The organism is Dyella sp., assembly GCF_051954575.1.
Taxonomy (GTDB): Bacteria; Pseudomonadota; Gammaproteobacteria; order Xanthomonadales; family Rhodanobacteraceae; genus Dyella_B.
In genome coordinates, this window is the sequence record NZ_JBQCHP010000134.1 from 1 (window position 1) to 18,843 (window position 18,843).

The window sequence follows — 18,843 nt, forward strand, 5'->3', positions numbered from 1 at the left end:
ATCGGCATGGTGCGAGCTCAAACGATGGTGTGCCCGTGGCACGTGTTGCCACCTTGATGAGGCCTTATACATAGATGCAGCCGGCCTTCGGGGAATGAAAAAAGCGGTTGACGTAGGGGGCGAGTCCATACATAGGCTGGGATGAGGCGCAGCCGAACCCCCAAGCATCGCCGTGCACATCGTTACGTGAACTTTGCGGTGTCAGCGCGCGACCAGCGCATCCAGGTCCAGCCCCGCCCGCTGCTGCAGCCAATGCGATAGCAACCGGTACGACACGGACAGCGGCGTCGGCGGTTTCAGGCTGCCGTCGGCCAGGCTGTCGATGATCTGCTGCGGTGTAAACCAGCGGGCATCTTCCAGCTCGCCATCGCGCAACCGGATGGTGGGCGACAGCGCGGTGGCGGTGAAGCCCACCATCAATGATGCCGGCATCGGCCAGGGCTGCGAGGAGTGATAGTGCACCTCGCCTACCAGCACGCCGGCTTCTTCGGCGACTTCGCGCCGCACGGCGTCTTCCAGCGCTTCGCCTGGCTCCACGAAACCGGCAAGGGTGGAATAGCGCCCGGGCGGCCAACCGGCCTGGCGGCCAAGCAGGCAGGCACCCTGGTATTCGACGATGACGATGATCGCCGCGTCCGTGCGCGGAAAGTGCAGGCGTCCGCAATCGGGATTCGTGCACTGCGCGCGATGCCCGGAGGACACCATCTGCAGCGGCGCACCGCAGCGCGCGCAGAACCGCGTTTCGCGCTGCCAATGCGCCAGGCCCTTGGCATAGGCGAACAGCCCGGCTTCTTCGGCGGCCAGGCGCAGCCCGGCTTCGCGCAGGCCGACGCGGCGGGCGTTGAAGGCGTGTTCCAGCGCGGCGATGTCTTCGTGCTCGTCGAGCACCAGCATGAAATGCGGCTGGTCATCGGCGATGCCGAGCAGGCTCCAGGAGGCGTGCGCCAGCAATCGCTGCCGCTCGTCGGCGTCGAGCCAGCGCAGGGCTTCTTCTTCCCGGTGCAGGAACGCGTCGCCGGCGGCATCCAGCAACAGATAGCGCGCGTGCGGCGAACCGGCCTTGGCCGTGACCCAGTCGATGGCGTCGCGCTGTTCGGAAACGCGGTCGAGAATCAGGCTGAGTCCGGCGAACGTGTTGAGCTTCGTCGCGATCATCCGGACCGGCTCAAACTCATGTGGAGAACGAGGAACCGCAGCCGCAGGTGGTCTTGGCGTTCGGGTTGCGGATGACGAATTGCGAACCGCTCAGGTTCTCGCTGTAGTCGATCTCGGCGCCGGTGAGGTACTGCAGGGACAGCGGATCGACCAGCAGGGTGACGCCTTCCCGGGCCAGCGCGAAATCGTCCTCGGCCTGCGTTTCGTCGAAGGTGAAACCGTACTGGAAGCCCGAGCAACCGCCGCCGCTGATGTAAACGCGCAGCTTGAGGTCGGGGTTGCCCTCTTCCTGGATCAGTTCATGCACCTTGCGTGCGGCGGCCTCGGTGAAGACGAGGGGGGCGCCGGCTTGGCGGTAATCGGGGATGGCTACGATGGTTTCCATAGCGCGGACATGGGGCTCGGACACTGCGGACTCAAGCATATCAGCTCGAGCCCATGCTCCGTGTAGCCCATTCAGGCGGTGACCGGATCGGTGCGCACTTCCGGCGCCGGCAGCTCGCGCTGCACGTGGTCGTCGCCCTGGTGAGCGATGCGGCCGTTCACCTGGGCGCCGGCGGCCATCTCCAGCGAGCTGTAGCGAACGTCGCCGGTGACGCGGGCCTGCGCGGCCAGCTCCAGCCGGACGCTGGCGTAGATGTCGCCGGTGACCTGGCCGTTGATCATGGCGTGCGGCACGCGCACTTCGCCCTGTACCTGGCCGTGCTCGCTCAAGGTGAACACCGCATTGGCGCCTTCGCCGAGCACCGAACCCTCGACGCGGCCTTCCACGTGCAGGGTGCCGGTGAAGCGCACGTCGCCGCGGATGATCGTGCCTTGCGAGATCAGGCTGGTTTCGGCGTGGCGCGAGGATGAGGTCGGTTCGTTGCGTTTATTACGGCTGAGCATCGGATTCCCCTTGGGTGATCGTAACTGGGCTGGTGAGGGCGTCGCTCCAGGCGACCGCACGGCTGACCGGGTCGCCATTTTCGGGCGTGACCGTGACATGCAATCGCGTGGGACGAAAATCGGCGGGCAGCGCGATGGTCGTGTGCAATTGCTGAAAGTAGCGAAAGCGGAACGGAATGCCGTTCTTCTCAGCGGAGTCGCCCAACGTGGACCAGTCCAGCTGCACCACCTTGTTGTTGCGCAGGCCCTCCACGCTGACCGTGGTGGTGCCGCTGGTGTCGTCGTTGCGCTTGACGTTCTGGGTGAGGCTGATGGTCAGGTTCCACGCCGCCGGTGAATGCGGCACCGGCTGCAGGGACACTTCCTGCACCTTCATGCCTTCGCGTTGCGCATCGCCGCCCACCAGCCGCGAGTAGAAGCCGAGGTCGGCGCGCAGGCCGCTGATTTCCTCGTCGCGTTGCGTGATGGTCTTGCGCAGCGCCTGGTTGGCAACGTCACTTACCTGCTGCGAGCGCTGCAGGTTGGCCACATCCTGCTTGAGCTTTTCGTTCTCCGCATTGAGCGCGCGCAGCGCGCGCCGATCCACCAGGCTCGGTCCCACGCTCTTCCACGCGCCGCCGAGCAGGGCGCCGAGAATCGCCACCAACAGCAGGCTGCCCAGCCACGCCAGGCCGAGCCACAGCATACGGCGACGCTGGCTGGCAGCGTCGTGCGGGCGTACGACGTAGCGGGGCGGTGGACGGGAGGCCATGCGTGATCTTTACGGCAAACGCTGGATATAGCCCGTCCGTGATGAGACCGTCAAGAAAGCAACCGGCGCCTTGTGCTGTAGATCGCTTTGATCCGGCACGAGCAAATGGGTTCTTAACGTACGACGCGTGCAGAGCAGCCGCACAGGCGCCCGAATCAGCTTTGCATCTTCGATTGCAGGTAGCGTTCCGCGCCGATGTCCTTGACCAGGCTGAGCTGCGTTTCCAGCCAGTCGATGTGATCTTCTTCGGAGCGCAGGATCTCCTTGAACAGATCGCGGCTCACATAATCGGCCACGCCTTCGCTGTGCGCGATCGCCGCGCGCAGATCCTGCACCGCCATCAGTTCCAGATCCAGATCGCCCTGGATGCATTCGAGCACGTGCTCGCCGATGCGCAGTTTGCCCAGATGCTGCAGGTTCGGCAGACCTTCCAGAAACAGGATGCGTTCGATCAGGCGATCGGCATGCTTCATCTCGTCGATCGATTCGTGATACTCGTGCTCGGCGAGCTCCTTGTAACCCCAGTTCTTGAACATGCGGGCATGCAGGAAATATTGATTGATCGCGGTCAGTTCGTTGTAGAGCACCTTGTTGAGGAACTCGATGACCTTGGCGTCGCCTTTCATGGCTGTTCTCCGGGCAGGGGTTGATGCGGAACTATAAAGGCCTGCGCAAAGCGATGGCGCAATGAGAATGATTTGCCGCCAAAAGCAAAACGCCATCGCGCGGGGCGATGGCGTTCATGGCTGCAAGCTTTGCGCTGAAAAGCTTGTCGGATCAGGCCGTGACGAAGATCGGCAAATCCAGCGCGACTTGCTGGATTGCTTGATCCAGCGTGGCGCGGGCTTCCGTCTCGCAGCAACCGCAGCAGTCGGAGCAGCCGGTACGCGCCTGCAACTCAGCGAAGCTGCGTACGCCATCGGCGGCCGCGCGGCGGATGTCGTGATCGGTAACGGCGTTGCACAGGCAGATGTACATGCGCGCATTTCAACGCGAATGCGAATGATTGTCAACTAGACTTCGGGTTCAGGCAGCGCGTTGGCCTCGGCCGGGACGGCTGTGGACCTGCGGCTGCGGGCCCAGCTGGATGCACAGGGTGGTTTCCACCAGCGGCGCGAAGTGGCGCAGGGCGCGGTGGTAGACGTCGCGCTTGAAGTTCACCACGTGGGCGGCGGGGTACCAGAAATCCACCCAGCGCCACAGGTCGAATTCGGGCTTCTCGCAGGCATCCAGGCACAGCGCGTCTTCGCCCCCGACCAGTTTCAGCAGGAACCAGACCTGCTTCTGGCCGATGCAGGTGGGATGCTGGTGATGGCGGATATAGCGACTGGGCAGTTTGTAGCGCAGCCAGCCGCGGGTGCTGGCCAGTACTTCCACATGCTGCGGCAGCAGGCCGGTTTCTTCCTGCAGTTCCCGGTACATGGCTTCCAACGGGGTTTCGTCGCTGCGCATGCCGCCCTGGGGGAACTGCCAGCCGTCGCGGTGGACGCGGCGCGCCCAGAACAGCCGGCCGTCTGCGTTTAGCAGCACGATGCCAACATTCGGACGGTAGCCATCTGCGTCGATCATCCAGCCTCCTCGGGGCCTGTCGCTGCAGTCTGCCAGAGACGTCAGCGTGCGCGACCCTGGATCGATTCAACCACAGCCTACGAAGCGGGAGCAAGCCAACCACTTGAACCGAAAGGGCAGCCCGATTAAACTGCCGCGCCCCGCCTGAACAAAGCCCGCTCCGGACCCCGGACGGCGCACCCCTTGGCTATGTAGCTCAGCCGGTTAGAGCACAGCACTCATAATGCTGGGGTCGGTGGTTCGAGTCCACCCATAGCCACCATTTCCTTGTCTCGTTTGTTTTCGGCCCGTCGATGCGGCTGTTGCTCGGCTTGTTCGCCGGCACGCTCCGATTACAGGGATCGATGTCCACAGTCGTTATGCGTATCGATCAATGGTGCGTGTCATCGACCCGCTTTTCCTGTTGCGCCGAATCGTTGTCTTGCTTCCAGAAAGGTATCCTGCGGTTTCCCTCTGCTTGGCAACCATGCACGCATGAACCTTGCCCTGTTCGACTTCGACGGAACGATCACCCGCAAGGAAACCTTCGGCGCCTTCGTGCGCTTTGCCGCCCCGCGTTTCCGCCGTGTACTTGGCGCGCCGTTTTTTGCTCCGCTGGTGGCCGGTTATCGGCTCGGACTGGTTTCCGCCAATGACATTCGCGCGCAGGTCGTGCATTTCGGTTTTCGTGGCTTGCATGCGGATGCGTTGAAGCGCGCGGGGCGGCATTTTGCGCAGGAATGCCTGCCTGCGATCGTGCGGCCGACTGCGCTGGAACGTATTCATTGGCACCGTTCGCGTGGCGACAAGGTGCTGGTCGTGTCTGGCGCGTTGGATACCTATCTTTCTCCCTGGTGCGAGCAGCACGGCCTGGAGCTGATTTGTTCGCGGCTACATGTCGAAAATGGAGTGCTCACAGGACGCTTTCAGGGCGCGCAATGCGTCAGCGCAGAAAAGTGCCGGCGCGTGCGCGAATTATGCACGCCCGAAGATTTTCCGCTGGTCTACGCCTATGGCGATACCAAGGAAGATCTCGCCATGCTCGCGATGGCGCACAAGAAGTTTTATCGCTGGCAGGAAGTAGCCTAGCGGCCTGTGCGGCGGGTGCCGGGGCGCGCCCTTCCGGCGTATAGTCCTAACGGTCATCAGACCGTGACATCGATCTTGCTACCCTGCCGGCCGGATTCGCGGCCTAAGTCGCAATGCGTTGCGCTTCGGCCTGAGCGAATATTCGCCTCATTTCACGAAGGAGTACTGCAATGGAACAACCGACCCGCACGCTCCATGGGCTCGGCCAGAGTCTGTGGTTGGACAACATCACCCGCGGCATGCTGGGTGACGGCACCTTGCTTGGCTATCGCGAGCAGAAGGCGGTGACCGGGCTCACCTCCAACCCGACGATCTTTGCCCAGGCGATCAAGGCCGGCAAGGATTACGATGCTTCCATCCGCGGTGCCGGGCACACTGATCCGGAAACCGTCTTCTTTGGCCTGGCCATCGACGATCTGCGCCGCGCGGCCGCGATCTTCGAACCGGTGTACCAGCACACGCACGGGGTGGACGGCTGGGTCTCGCTGGAAGTGTCACCGCTGTTGGCGGATGACACGCAAAGCACGATCGAGCAGGCGGTGGCGCTGCACAAGCAGGCGGCGGTGCATAACCTCTTCATCAAGGTGCCGGGCACGCCGGCCGGCGTGCCGGCAATCGAAGAACTGATTTTCCGCGGCGTGCCGATCAACGTCACGCTGCTGTTCTCGCCCGAGCAATATCAGGCCGCCGCCGATGCATGGCTGCGTGGCCTGGAGCGCCGTCATGCGGCAGGGTTGGACCTGGACGTGGCATCGGTCGCATCCGTGTTCATCAGCCGCTGGGACGTGAAAGTGGCGGAAAAGGTGCCGACCGAACTGCACAACAAGCTCGGCTTTGCGGTGTGCGCGCAGATCTACGCCAAATATCGCGCGCTGATCAATTCGCCGCGCGTACAGCGCCTGCAGAATGCCGGCGCGCGCGTACAGCGCCTGCTATGGGCCAGCACCGGCACCAAGGATCCGAACGCCAGCGACGTGATGTACATCGAGAACCTGATCGCGCCGCTCACCGTCAACACCATGCCGGAAAAAACCCTGCTCGCGTTCGCCGATCACGGCAAGGCCGAGCGGCTGATGACGCTGGACGATCCCACCGTCGCCAGCACGCTCGCCCAGTTCGAGGCGCACGGCATCCAGGTCGAGCCGCTGGCGCAGACGCTGCAGAAGGAAGGCGCCGATTCGTTCGTGAAATCCTGGCGCGAGCTTATCGATACGGTCAGCGAACGCCTGGGGGCGACTGCATGAGTGCGTTGCGCGAGAAGGCAGCGTGGCGCGCTCTGGAAACGCACAAGCAAGAACTGGCAACGCAACATCTACGCGACATGTTCGCGGCCGATCCGGGCCGCGCCGAGCGTTATCGCGCTGACGCGGCCGGCTGGCGATTGGATTACGCCCGGCATCGCATCAACGATCAAACCTTGCAACACTTGTTTGCGCTGGCGCGCGAGTGCGGCGTGGAGACGCGCCGCGACGCCATGTTCGCCGGCGAGAAGGTCAATACCACCGAACAGCGCGCCGCCTTGCACGTGGCCCTGCGTACGCCGGCACGCAAGACCATCAAGGTCGACGGCGCCAACGTGGTGCCCGAGGTGCATGCGGTGCTCAAGCGCATGGGCGAGTTCGCCACGGCGATTCGCGCGGGACGCTGGCTCGGCTTCACCGGCAAGCCGATCCGCAACATCGTCAATGTCGGCATCGGCGGTTCCGATCTCGGCCCGGTGATGGCGTACGAAGCGCTGCGCCACTACAGCGACCGCAAGCTCAGGCTGCGTTTCGTCTCCAATGTCGACTACACCGATTTTGCCGAAGCGGTGCACGATCTGCATCCGGAAGAAACGCTGTTCATCGTCGCCTCCAAGACCTTCACCACACTGGAAACCATGACCAATGCGCATAGCGCGCGCGACTGGTTGATGAAGGCGGCGGGCGGCGACAAGGGCGCAGTGGCCAAGCACTTCGTGGCGCTGTCGACCAATGCGAAGGCGGTGGAAGAATTCGGCATTTCTGTCGAGCAGATGTATGGCTTCTGGGATTGGGTGGGCGGGCGCTATTCGATGGATTCGGCGATCGGCCTGTCCACCATGATCGCGATCGGCCCGGATGGCTTCGCCGACATGCTCGCCGGGTTCCATGCGATGGACGAGCATTTCCGCACGGCGCCGCTGGAACGCAACCTGCCGGTGATCATGGGTCTGTTGGGCGTGTGGTACACCGACTTCTTCGGCGCCGAAACGCAGGCGGTGCTGCCGTACGAGCAGTACCTGAAGCGTTTTCCCGCATACCTGCAGCAGCTCACGATGGAGTCGAACGGCAAGCACGTCACCATCGAAGGCGCGCAGGTCGATTACGCCACCGGTCCCGTGTATTGGGGCGAGCCGGGCACCAACGGGCAGCATTCGTTCTATCAGCTCATTCACCAGGGCACGCGGCTGATTCCCTGCGATTTCGTCGGTTTCGGGCAATCGCTCAATCCGTACGGGCGCCATCACGATCTGCTGCTGGCCAACATGATCGCGCAGGCCGAAGCGCTGGCGATGGGCAAGACGCTGGAACAGGTTCGCGCCGAGGGCGTCGACGAGCAACTGGCACCGCATCGCGTGTTCGAAGGCAATCGTCCGTCCAGCCTGCTGCTGGCGGAGCGTCTTACGCCGCATGCATTAGGCGCGCTGATCGCGCTGTACGAGCACATCGTGTTCACCCAGGCGGCGATCTGGGACATCAATCCGTTCGATCAATGGGGCGTGGAGCTTGGCAAGCAGCTCGCGTTGCGGGTGGTGGACGAGATCGAATCCCCGCGCAAGCCGCTGCGCCACGACAGCGCCACCAACGCAGCGATCAGCTGGTATCGCAAAGCGCGGCGCAAGACGGATGACGGCGTTGCCGTTCCGGTCGGCGCGGCCAAGCAGAAGGTGCTGGTCATCGATGTCGGCGGCAGCCATGTCAAGGCGATGGTAAGCGGCAACAAGCGTGAGGTGGAGATCAAATCCAGCCGCACGCTGACGCCGGTCGACATGATCAAGCAGCTGCGCCCGGCCATCCGCGGCTGGAAATACGACGCGGTCACCCTCGGCTATCCCGGACCGGTGGTGCACGAGCGCATCGCGCGCGAACCGTACAACCTCGGCAAGGGCTGGGTCGGCTTCAATTTCGGCGCTGCGTTCGGTTGCCCGGTGAAGATCATCAACGACGCGGCGATGCAGGCGCTCGGCAGCTATGAAGGCGGGCGCATGCTGTTCCTCGGCCTCGGGACCGGGCTGGGTTCAGCCTTTATCGTCGATGGCATCGTCGAGCCGATGGAGCTGGCGCATCTGCCGTACAAGAAAGGCACGTTCGAGGACTATGTCGGCGCACGCGGCCTGAAGGAACACGGCAAGAAGAAATGGCATGCGCACGTGTTCGACGTGATCGAGCAGTTGCGTGCCGCGCTGGAGCCTGACTATGTCGTGCTCGGCGGCGGCAACGTGCGCCATCTCAATGAACTGCCGGCCGATGTGCGGCGTGGCGACAACCACAACGCATTCCTTGGCGGCTTCCGCGCGTGGGAGGACCGAACATGAGTGCCGGAAAAGCACAACAGAAATCCTTGCAGCTCGGCTTCGTCGGCCTGGGCCGCATGGGCCTGAACATGGTGCGGCGCATGCTGGAAGCGGGCATCGATTGCGTGGTGTTCGACACCCACGTCGAAGCGCGTCGCGAAGCGGCAGGCTTCGGTGCGACGGCGGCCGAATCCATCCAGGATCTGGTCGCCAAGCTGGACGGTCCGCGCGCGGTGTGGCTGATGCTGCCCACCGCCGTGGTGGATGTGGTGCTCGATCAGCTCGTGCCCTTGCTGACCGCGGGCGACACGGTGATCGACGGCGGCAATTCGCATTACGTGGAAGACCTGCGCCGTTCCGAAGCTTTGGCCAGGCATCAGGTAATGTATGTCGACGTCGGCGTAAGCGGCGGCGTATGGGGTCGCGAGCGCGGTTATTGCCAGATGATCGGCGGCCCCGAGCTGGCTTATAAGCGGCTGGAACCTGCCTTCGCCGCGCTGGCGCCGGGCGTCGAGGCCGCGCCGCGCAGCGAAAGCCGCAGCGGCGATCCGCTGCCGGCGGAAAAGGGTTATCTCTATTGCGGCCCGAGCGGTGCAGGACACTTCGTGAAGATGGTGCACAACGGCATCGAATACGGCCTGATGGCCGCGTATGCCGAAGGCCTCAACGTGCTGAAGAACGCCAACGCCGGCAAGCAGAAGCGCACCGCCGACGCCGAGACGGCGCCGCTGGAACGGCCTGAGCTCTATCAATACGATTTTCCCATCGGCGAGATCGTTGAGCTATGGCGCCGCGGCAGCGTGGTCGGTTCCTGGCTGCTCGATCTCACCGCCAACGAAATGGCGCGCGATCCGAGCCTGCAGGATTACGCCGGCCGCGTTTCCGATTCCGGCGAAGGCCGCTGGACTGCGCAGGCGGCCATCGACGAAGGCGTACCGGTGCCGGTGCTCACCGCCGCGTTGTTCGGTCGCTTCACGTCGCAGGGTAATGATCTGTACGCGAACAAGGTGATGTCGGCGATGCGCCACTCCTTCGGCGGGCATCAAGAGAAAAAGGGCTAGCATGGCTGCCACCACGCTGGTGATCCTGGGCGCGAGCGGCGATCTCACCAAGCGGCTGCTGATGCCGGCGTTGTATCGCCTGCATACGTTGGGCTTGACGCGGGATCTGCGCATCGTCGGTTACGCGATGGAAGCATGGAGCCGCGAGCACTTCGAACGGCATATCCAGGAAGCCCTGCAATCTTTTGCGCCGGACTACACCCCGGCGCATTGGAATCGCTTCCGCCGCCAGCTGGATTACGTCGGCGGCGAGCTGCATGCCGATCATCTGGCTGCGCTCAAGGACAAGTTGAGTCCGGCCACGCTGTTCTATCTCGCCTTGCCGCCGCCGTTGTTCGGCGTGGCGGCCAAGGCCTTGGGTGAGGCGGGTTTCGCCAAGCCGCCGCGTGGCGGCTGGCGGCGCCTGATCGTGGAAAAGCCGTTCGGTACCGATCTGGCTTCCGCGCAAGCTCTGCGCCAGACCATGCATGCGTATTGGGAAGAAGAACAGATCCTGCGCATCGACCACTTCCTGGGCAAGGAAACCACGCAGAACCTGATGGTGTTCCGCTTCGCTAACCGCTTCATCGAACCGATCTGGAACGCGCAGCACATCGCGCAAGTGCAGATCACCTACGCCGAAACGCTGGGTGTGGAAAAGCGCGCGACGTACTACGACAAGGCCGGCGCGCTGCGCGACATGCTGCAGAACCATCTGATGCAGCTGTTCAGCCTTACCGCCATGGCGCCCTTGGCCGAATGGGACGCGGAAGTGCTGCGCAACCATAAAGTGGAGGTGCTGCGCTCGACGGTGCCGATCACCGCGGCCACCGTGGATGCGCATGCGGTGCGCGGGCAATACCGCGCCGGCCAGATCGGCCGCAAGAAAGTGCCGGGTTATCGCAGCGAGCCGGGCATCGCGCGCGGCTCATGCACCGAGACGTTCGCCGCCCTGCGCCTGGAGATCGATAACTGGCGCTGGCGCGGCGTGCCGTTTTATCTGCGCAGCGGCAAACGCCTGGCGACCAACTATTCGGAAATCGCCGTGCAGTTCCGCGAAGTGCCGGGTGCGCTGCCCAAGGCCGTGCATGCGGGCAACAACTGGATGATCTTCCGTATCCGGCCCACCGAGCAGATGGATCTGCTGGTGACGGCCAAGCGCCCGGGCCTGGACCTGGCCGGGCGGCCGATCGTGCTTACCGCGCCCTACGCCAGCGCGGACGATCGTGAGTTCTCCGCCTACGAGCAATTGCTGACCGACGCCATCGATGGCGATCGCACCCATTTCCTGCGCTTTGACGAAGTGGAGTGGGCGTGGCGCCTGCTGACGCCGGTGCTGGAAGCATGGCAAAGCGGCACGCCGGATTTCTACGCGGCCGGTTCCGATGGGCCGGCAAGTCAGAAGCGCTTGCTTGACGCTGGGCACGCGTGGCGGTCGATCGCGCACAACGGTGAAATCTAAAGGCAACACTGATTAAGTATCGCCGTCGTCATGATGCCTGGAAGGCTCGCAGGGTGTGTTGCGCGGCGCCGGGAAGACTGGCGGCCGTCTTGCCAAGCCGCGCGGCGCAGCCTGCGGGCCTTCCAGGCATCACCCCATCATTTGAATTCAATACGTGGGGGCCAGCCCTGTTTGTCCGCATGCCGCAGGTACCCGTCTCGACGATGCGCCAGTCTGCCTTCGCCGACGGCCCTGTGGCCTGCGAACAGACAGGGCTGGTGACGACGGCGATACTTGATCTGTGTTGCCTTAAGGATGCTCTGATCTATTCCACGCGCCCGTCACCGCGCTGTATGCGCGCCTCGCCGCTTGAACAGACGGCCAGTCTGCCCTGCGCCGCGCAACACACCCTGCGAGCCTTCTGGACGTCATGCCGAGTGCGCGGAATAGATCAGAGCATCCTTCCAAAGGCTCTCTTGCAAATGACGACTACACGCGATTACACGTTCATCGGAATGACAACAACGATCGTTACGCTACACAAAGCAACGCGAACCACACATGCATAGTTGAGTTCGCCAACTCGCATCGCGCGTGAAATCCCCCTGCAGATCGGCAGGAATTGCGCAGCGAACACGCAACACCATCATCACGAAAACACATCACGCACAACATCATCGCAACGTGCATCTCATGCATGCATCACCACGTTCGCATCCACGTTCATGAACATCACATGGATGAAGTGTCAAAGATCGACACGACGAATACATCTTTTCCGCCACGATCACTGGGCAAAAACAGAAAGCGCACTGCGTCAGGCAATTCACGTCGCAATCACTTTCAAAAGAATTTTCGCTATCACAATATTGAATGAAATTATGCGACTTACAGCACGTTTCTTAACGCCACATACACCCCCTAAACCCTAGGATCGCTCACCAACACCTGGTGCAGTTCTGCAGTAATCGCGACGGAAGCAGGGGCCATCGCGCTACATGTAAAAGTCGTGTAGTCGGGAGAATCCATGCAGTACCGGATGCTAATTTCGTGTGTCATCGCCGTGTTGTCGTCGGCGGCCGCCATGATTCTGCTGTACCACCACGCGGAATCGATCGGACTGGTCGACCGACCTGACGAACGCAAGCGTCACGTCGGCAACATTCCTCTCATCGGTGGGCTCTCTGCGTTCTTCGGTGTCATCGTCAGCATGTGCTTCGAGGGGCAGTCGCTGCTGTTCACCAACGCATTGCTCGGCACCGGCGCCGTGCTCGCACTCACGGGCGCGCTGGACGATCGCTTCGACTTGAGCGTGCGCACTCGCCTGGTGATCCAGACCGGCGCCGTGCTCACCATGATCTACACCACCGGTGTGTACGTGCACACGCTTGGACGTCTGTTTGGCCATGACCTGGAGTTGGGCGCCGCGGGCATACCGCTGACGCTGGTGGCGGTGGTCGGCCTGCTCAACGCCTTCAACATGATGGATGGCATCGATGGGTTGGCGGGCATGCTCACCCTGGTGAGCATCGGCGCGATCAACGTGTTCCAGGGTTTCTCGCAATGGCAGAGCTGCATCTTGCTGTTGTTGCTTGCCGCCGCGCTGATTCCCGATCTTGCCGCCAACCTGGAGCTGGTCGGCCGCAAAGTGTTCCTGGGTGACGCCGGCAGCGTGATGATCGGCTACTTCCTGGCGTGGACGTTGATCCAGCTCAGCCAACAGCCGCAGCCGCATCTGTCGACGGTGGACGTACTGTGGTGCGTCGCCCTGCCCGTGCTCGACACGCTGGCGGTGATGATCCGGCGCCTCAGCGAAGGCAAGTCGCCGTTCAAGCCCGATCGCGGGCACATCCATCACATTCTGCTCAATGCCGGTTTCAGCGCGCACACCGCCCTGGTGATGCTAGTGGGCCTGGCGATGGCGCTTGTGTTCATGGGCACGCTGACGCGCAACCTGGCGCCCGGTAGCAACCTGCTTACCTTCGCCGCGCTCACGCTTATCTATGTGGCGCTGACCGGGCGCGTCTACCGCGCACAGCAGGCGCGCAAGCTGTCCGATGCGGTCGAACCGGCGCTTGCGTCGCTGGCGGGAAAGCTGCCGATGGTCGCGCAGTTGCACCTGTCCACGTTGGCCAGCTACCAGGACGACGATGACGAAGCCGAGCAAGAGGCTGCCGAATCGTCGGAGCAATAAGGGCTTGCCAAGACCAGCACGAACACCCCTTCGGAAAACAGAACAGGACGTGATCGCCATGAGCCATACAGACGACGTGATACACCGGACGGAACAGCCGAAAACCAGCGGGGATGCGCAGCGCGAGCCTCGCCCTCTGCATGCTTCCATCCACGGCGGCGACACGGCTCCGGTGAGCGTGGTCGTCCCCTGCTTCCGCTGTGCGCACACCATCGGCCAGGCCGTGGCATCAGTCGCGGCGCAGGTCGTTCGGCCGGCCGAAGTGCTGCTGGTGGATGACGGCAGCGGCGACGGCACGCTCGAAGCACTATGGAGCGTAGCGCGCGATTATCCGCCGGGCTGGGTCAAGGTAGTCGCCATGCCGCGCAACGGTGGACCGTCCGCCGCACGCAACCGCGGCTGGGAACAAGCCAGCCAGCCGTGGATCGCCTTTCTCGACGCTGACGATACCTGGCATCCGCAAAAGCTCAAGCTGCAGATGAAAGCGCTGGCGGATGATCCCCAGATCGCGCTGATTGCGCACGAGATGAACGTGCAGTCGCGCTCGGCGCCGGCGCCCGCCCTGCACTATCCGCTGCAGGTGCGCGTGTTGCCGCGCCATTTGCTGATGCTGCGCAGTCCGCTGCCCACCGCATCGATCGTGCTGCGCCGCGATCTTCCTTTCCGCTTCGACGAAGCACGCTGGCGCGCCGAAGATTTCATGCTGTGGGCGCAGATTCTGCTATCCGGCTATCGCTGCGCCAAGCTCAACCAGGTGCTTGCCTCCTGGCACAAGCCGCCATTTGGCGCCGGTGGACTGAGCGGCGACCTGACCGCCATGTACGAAGCGGCCGTGGACGTGCGCAAAACCCTCTACGAGCAAGGCCTGCTCCCTTGGTGGCAGTGGCAGCTTGCCGACGCCATGGGCCTGGTGCGTTACGCACGGCGGCGCGTGCTTACCTTCAAACGTCGTCATGACGGCTGGCTGCTGGCCCGACGCAGCGCTTAAGCGAACACTCCATGCCTACATCCGCAACACCCTATCTGGAATATTCCAACACGTCGAACGTCATGACGAACGCGCGGATCGTGCTGAGCACGATGTTGATTCTCGCCGCCTGCGTGTTCGTCGATCTGGTGGTGGGCCTGCGCGGCATCGACGTGGGTTCGGATACCTATGTCTACGCAGACGTCTTCGAGCATCTGCGCGGCGGCATGATCGAAACGCGTTTCGAGCCGGGCTTTCTGCTGATCACGCGACTGATGAGCGTGGCCGGTTTCAGCGTGCATGCCTACCAGTGCGTATTGTTCGGATTGCTGCTGCTGCTGGCGATCATCGCCGCACGCCACTATTTCGCCTACCTGGGTGGCGGACGCGGGCGACTCACGTTCGTGATCGCCGGCCTGGCGTTCCTGTTGCTGTCGCCGATGTTCGTGAACGCCTCGATCAACGCCGTGCGCCAGGGCCTGGCCTCGCTGCCGGTGTTCATCGCCCTGCTGGCCTTTCACCAACGCCAGTGGCGCACGTTCTTCATCTACGGCGTGATCGCAACCGGCTTTCACTATTCCTCGCTGGTTTATCTTGCCTTTGCGCCGTTGCTGCTGATCAATCTGAAGACGCTGCGCATCATCGCCCTGCTGGCGTTCATCGCCTACTGCACCGGCCTGACCATGATCGTGGTGCGCGCGGCCGTACCTTCGCTGTACAACGCGGTCATGGATTACAGCCTGGCATCCAAATACAAATCGGGCGTACGCCTCGACTTTGCGGCGTTTTCGATCTTCTGGTACGCGCTGCCGTTCATGCTTTCGAGCATCGTGCGGGAGCCGTTCAGAGCGCGACTCAAGGACAGCACGGCGGTGTACCTGGTCATGCTGCTGCCGTTTTTCGCCCTGGGATGGGGCAATTTCTCCAACCGTTACCTGCTCTCAGCCTATATGGCGATCTCGATGATGGTCGCTGCGATATTTTTCCATAGTCGTTTATCGGTGCTGCGCAATCCCATCCTGCTGCGTGGTGGCCTGGTGATTTCCTGCGCGGTTTTCTATTACTACGTGGTCAACCAAGTGCTTGTATGAACGCATCCGTCAACGAGTACACCCGTACGTCGCTCGAGCCTCCCAGGCGTATCCAAATCACCACTTCGCCCAATGCCGGCGAGGTGGACCTCTCGCCGCTCGGCGACCACGGGCGGGATTTCGCATCGCTGGACCTGGTATCGCTTGCCGACATCCTGCGCAATGCATCGGTCTATCCGCCGCATACCATCTACCGCGACGTCAAAGTCGCCGCGACGGGTTTTGATCCCGCCCAGGATCTACACGATCAGCCGCGCTTCCACTTTCCGTTCCAATCGGAACTGGCGACTTCGCGTCCGCCCGTGGACGCGGTCGACGAAGAAGCCCTGCTGCGCACCTACCATCGCCTGCTGTGCGAAGCGGTCGCGCGCAGCACCGCCGGTGTGCGCTCACCCTGGCTGTTGCAGAGCGGGGGCAAAGATTCTACTTCGATGGCGATCGCGCTGGCCGACGTGCGGCCCGACGCCACCTGCCTGACCTACCTGGGCGGCAACGAAGAAAACGAAGTGGCGTCCGCGCGCTTCGTCGCGCAGCAGCTGGGCTTGCGCCATGAAGCGCTGGTCTGCGATCCGTGCCGCGCGTACGACCGCTACCTGGCAGTGCTGCCGCGCATACCGCTGCTCACCGCGGACTTCGCGGCGTTGTCCTATGTGGATCTGGCCACCGAAGTGAGCCTGAGCCATGGCGACGGCCTGATCGACGCGCTGGGTTCGGATCAATATTTCGGGGTGCCATTGCATCGGCAGGATTACGTGCTGGCCTGGCTGGCGCGCGGCCTGCGCGTGCCACAGCGAGTATTCCAGTCGCGCCTGGTCCGCCGCAGCTTCAGGCTGTGCTTCCTGCTGGCCACGCTGCAGATGAACCAGTTCGAGCGCTATTTCCCCGGTTCGCGCTTCAGCGATGCGGAAGTCGACGAGCTGTTCGGGTGGAACGTATCGGTGTGCTCGCGCCGGCGCATGGAAACTTTCCGCCCCGACCTGGAAGCCGCGGGCTCCGTCGAAGCGGTACGCCGGCTGTCGCTGGTGATCGGCGAATCGTCACACCTGATCAAGGGCATGAACGCCGCGCATGCACTATCGCTGCACCTGGCCTACCCTTACGCCGATCCGCAATTCCGCGACTGGGTGTTCCATCACGTACCAACCGAGCTGCTGGTCAGCCGCGACGGCGTGAACAAGGTGCTGATGCGCCGCTATATCGCCAAGCGTTTCGATCATCTGCCGTATGTGCAGGCGAAGGGCTGTTTCCGCTTCGATCTGCGCGGCTTGGCGCGGCGGCGCTTCGACCAGGTCTATGCCTACGCTCAGCAGGCACAGGTGTTGTTGCCAGGCGCACCGCATTGGCTGACCACGCATCGCGATCGGCTGGACAACAAGTATTTCGCGTCCAAGTTCTACTTGCTCGCGATGATATTGCCGTGGCTGCTGAGCCGCATGCACACGGCCACGACTGTTCAACACGCCGCTGCCGAGGAAAAGGTGGCGCCGTGACAAGGAAGATGTTCCCAAGGCAAGCACACGCGTCATCGAGCGAGCATCGGTTCGCCAGGACGTTGCCAGGTGGAAAGCTCCGTTCCGCGCTTTTGCGCTACCCATGGTTGAAGCGGAAAAAGCTTCACGGCCGCCTACGCAGGCATGCACCCGGTGATTTTATGACATCCGCCATGCTTCCTAAAAAAAAGCACGATGCGTTCGGACGAACGCATATCCAGCTCAACACGTCGCCCTATCAGGATGAAGTGGATTTCTCCCCGCTCGATAAACTCGAGCGTGGGGAAGCATCGCTCGACCCGGTATCGATAGCCGACCTGCTGCGCAACACCTTCGTCTACCCGCCACACACCATCTATCGGAATGTGAAGGTTGCCTCCTCGGGTTTCGACCCGGCCCAGGATATGCACGCCGACCCGCAGTTCCACTACCCTTTTCAATCGGCCCTGGCCAAGTCGCGGCCGCCGCCTGACACGGTCGACGACGACACATTGGTGCAGACCTATCACCGCCTGTTGTGCGAAGCGGCGGCACATGCGACCTCCGGCATGCGTGCACCATGGTTGTTCCAAAGCGGCGGCAAGGACTCCACCTCGATGGCGATCGCGCTCGCTGACGTTCGTCCAGACGCCACCTGCCTGACTTATCTCGGCGGCCGCGAGGAAAACGAAGTGGCCTCGGCGCGCTTTGTGGCCCGCAAGCTTGGCCTGCGCCATGAAGCATTGGTATGCGATCCGGGCCGCGCCTACGACCGCTACCTGGCGATCGTGCCGCGCATGCCCTTGCTTACTGCCGACTTCGCCGCGCTTTCCTACGCGGACATGGCCACGGAAGTGCGCCAACGGCGTGGCGACGGCATCATCGATGCAATCGGTGCGGACGAATATTTCGGCACGCCAGTGCACAGCAAGGAGCGCATCCTTGCCTTGCTGGCGCGCCGCCTGCGTCTGCCGCAGGCGCTGTTCAAGCCACGCTGGGTGAGCCGCAGCTTCGAGCTCTGCTTCGTCCTGGCGACGCTGCAGATGGATCAGTTCGAGCGCTTCTTCCCTGGTTCGCGCTTCAGCGATGCCGAAGTGGACGAGCTGTTCGGCTGGAACATTTCCTCCAGCTCGCGCCAGCGCCTGGAAACCTTCCGCGCCGACATCGCCGCGGCCGCATCCAAGGAAGCCCAGCGCCGTCTTTCGCTGATCATCGTGGGCTCGGCGCACGTGGCCAAAGGCATCTATACCGCCAAGGCAATGTCGATGCGGCTGGCGCAGCCCTATCTCGATCCGCAGCTGCGCGACTGGGTGTTCAACAAAGTGCCCGACGAACTCCTGATCAGCGCCGGCGGCATGAACAAGGTGCTGATGCGCAGGCATATCGCCCAGCACTTCCAGGAACTGCCGTACGTGAAGGCCAAGGGCTGCTTCCGCTTTGACCTGCGCGGACTGGCCCGGCAACGCTTCGATCAGGTGCATGCCTTCGCCGAGCAGACCCGCCACCTGATGCCAGGGGCAACCCGATGGCTGGAAACGCATCGGGATCGGCTGGACAACAAATACTTCGCTTCGAAGTTCTATCTGCTCGCGGTCACCCTGCCGTGGCTGCTGAGCCGCATGCACGGCGCAACGCAGCCGACCGTACTGGCGGAGGAACGCGTGCCATGAAAAGT

At 62.9% G+C, this 18,843-nt stretch carries 17 protein-coding genes and 1 tRNA gene; 11 read left to right on the forward strand and 7 right to left on the reverse strand.

Annotated features, from left to right (window positions below):
• Window positions 1-201 precede the first annotated feature (201 nt).
• The 7 genes from nudC to ACTHNE_RS17090 form a co-directional block, all read right to left on the reverse strand.
• Window positions 202-1,155 carry an NAD(+) diphosphatase gene (gene nudC, locus ACTHNE_RS17060; protein WP_324937563.1) on the reverse strand — a complete coding sequence of 318 codons (954 nt, stop codon included), beginning with the start codon at window positions 1,153-1,155 and terminating at the stop codon, window positions 202-204.
• 16 nt (window positions 1,156-1,171) lie between these two features.
• Window positions 1,172-1,540 carry an iron-sulfur cluster insertion protein ErpA gene (gene erpA, locus ACTHNE_RS17065; RefSeq protein ID WP_324937562.1) on the reverse strand — a complete coding sequence of 123 codons (369 nt, stop codon included), beginning with the start codon at window positions 1,538-1,540 and terminating at the stop codon, window positions 1,172-1,174.
• A 71-nt stretch (window positions 1,541-1,611) separates the two neighbouring features.
• Complete coding sequence (locus ACTHNE_RS17070) at window positions 1,612-2,043, reverse strand: bactofilin family protein (RefSeq protein WP_324937560.1); 432 nt, start codon at window positions 2,041-2,043, stop codon at window positions 1,612-1,614.
• Complete coding sequence (locus ACTHNE_RS17075) at window positions 2,030-2,794, reverse strand: DUF6776 family protein (RefSeq protein WP_324937558.1); 765 nt, start codon at window positions 2,792-2,794, stop codon at window positions 2,030-2,032. Before ACTHNE_RS17075 ends, ACTHNE_RS17070 begins: the two co-directional genes overlap by 14 nt.
• Before the next feature lie 155 nt (window positions 2,795-2,949).
• Entirely contained in the window at window positions 2,950-3,420 is a 471-nt protein-coding gene (gene bfr, locus ACTHNE_RS17080; protein WP_324937556.1) for a bacterioferritin, read from the reverse strand.
• Between the two features lie 151 nt (window positions 3,421-3,571).
• Window positions 3,572-3,772: a (2Fe-2S)-binding protein gene (locus tag ACTHNE_RS17085; RefSeq protein ID WP_324937554.1), complete on the reverse strand. Its 201-nt coding sequence runs from the start codon at window positions 3,770-3,772 to the stop codon at window positions 3,572-3,574.
• Window positions 3,773-3,820: 48 nt separating this feature from the next.
• Window positions 3,821-4,363, reverse strand: a complete 543-nt coding sequence (locus ACTHNE_RS17090; RefSeq protein WP_324937552.1) for an RNA pyrophosphohydrolase — start codon at window positions 4,361-4,363, stop codon at window positions 3,821-3,823.
• A 185-nt stretch (window positions 4,364-4,548) separates the two neighbouring features.
• On the opposite strand from ACTHNE_RS17090, the gene ACTHNE_RS17095 reads away from it, so the two are divergent.
• From ACTHNE_RS17095 to ACTHNE_RS17145, 11 genes are all read left to right on the forward strand, one after another.
• Window positions 4,549-4,625: transfer RNA gene (locus tag ACTHNE_RS17095), tRNA-Met, on the forward strand.
• A 212-nt stretch (window positions 4,626-4,837) separates the two neighbouring features.
• Window positions 4,838-5,431 carry an HAD family hydrolase gene (locus ACTHNE_RS17100; RefSeq protein ID WP_324937550.1) on the forward strand — a complete coding sequence of 198 codons (594 nt, stop codon included), beginning with the start codon at window positions 4,838-4,840 and terminating at the stop codon, window positions 5,429-5,431.
• Window positions 5,432-5,601: 170 nt separating this feature from the next.
• Window positions 5,602-6,675 carry a transaldolase gene (tal, locus tag ACTHNE_RS17105; RefSeq protein ID WP_324937548.1) on the forward strand — a complete coding sequence of 358 codons (1,074 nt, stop codon included), beginning with the start codon at window positions 5,602-5,604 and terminating at the stop codon, window positions 6,673-6,675.
• Window positions 6,672-8,987: a glucose-6-phosphate isomerase gene (gene pgi / locus ACTHNE_RS17110; RefSeq protein ID WP_324937546.1), complete on the forward strand. Its 2,316-nt coding sequence runs from the start codon at window positions 6,672-6,674 to the stop codon at window positions 8,985-8,987. Before tal ends, pgi begins: the two co-directional genes overlap by 4 nt.
• Window positions 8,984-10,027: a phosphogluconate dehydrogenase (NAD(+)-dependent, decarboxylating) gene (gene gnd / locus ACTHNE_RS17115; RefSeq protein WP_324937544.1), complete on the forward strand. Its 1,044-nt coding sequence runs from the start codon at window positions 8,984-8,986 to the stop codon at window positions 10,025-10,027. The genes pgi and gnd overlap by 4 nt, the downstream gene beginning before the upstream one ends.
• Before the next feature lies 1 nt (window position 10,028).
• Complete coding sequence (zwf, locus tag ACTHNE_RS17120; protein WP_440269871.1) at window positions 10,029-11,468, forward strand: glucose-6-phosphate dehydrogenase; 1,440 nt, start codon at window positions 10,029-10,031, stop codon at window positions 11,466-11,468.
• A 1,063-nt stretch (window positions 11,469-12,531) separates the two neighbouring features.
• Window positions 12,532-13,641, forward strand: coding sequence for an undecaprenyl/decaprenyl-phosphate alpha-N-acetylglucosaminyl 1-phosphate transferase (locus tag ACTHNE_RS17125; RefSeq protein ID WP_440269872.1), 1,110 nt, complete (start codon window positions 12,532-12,534; stop codon window positions 13,639-13,641).
• Window positions 13,642-13,699: 58 nt separating this feature from the next.
• Window positions 13,700-14,629, forward strand: coding sequence for a glycosyltransferase family 2 protein (locus tag ACTHNE_RS17130; protein ID WP_440269873.1), 930 nt, complete (start codon window positions 13,700-13,702; stop codon window positions 14,627-14,629).
• A gap of 11 nt (window positions 14,630-14,640) precedes the next feature.
• Entirely contained in the window at window positions 14,641-15,699 is a 1,059-nt protein-coding gene (locus ACTHNE_RS17135) for an EpsG family protein (RefSeq protein ID WP_324937893.1), read from the forward strand.
• On the forward strand, window positions 15,696-17,189 hold the full coding sequence (locus ACTHNE_RS17140; protein WP_440269874.1) for an asparagine synthase-related protein: 1,494 nt from the start codon (window positions 15,696-15,698) through the stop codon (window positions 17,187-17,189). Before ACTHNE_RS17135 ends, ACTHNE_RS17140 begins: the two co-directional genes overlap by 4 nt.
• A gap of 173 nt (window positions 17,190-17,362) precedes the next feature.
• Window positions 17,363-18,838 carry an asparagine synthase-related protein gene (locus ACTHNE_RS17145; protein ID WP_324937656.1) on the forward strand — a complete coding sequence of 492 codons (1,476 nt, stop codon included), beginning with the start codon at window positions 17,363-17,365 and terminating at the stop codon, window positions 18,836-18,838.
• The last annotated feature ends 5 nt before the right edge of the window (window positions 18,839-18,843 follow it).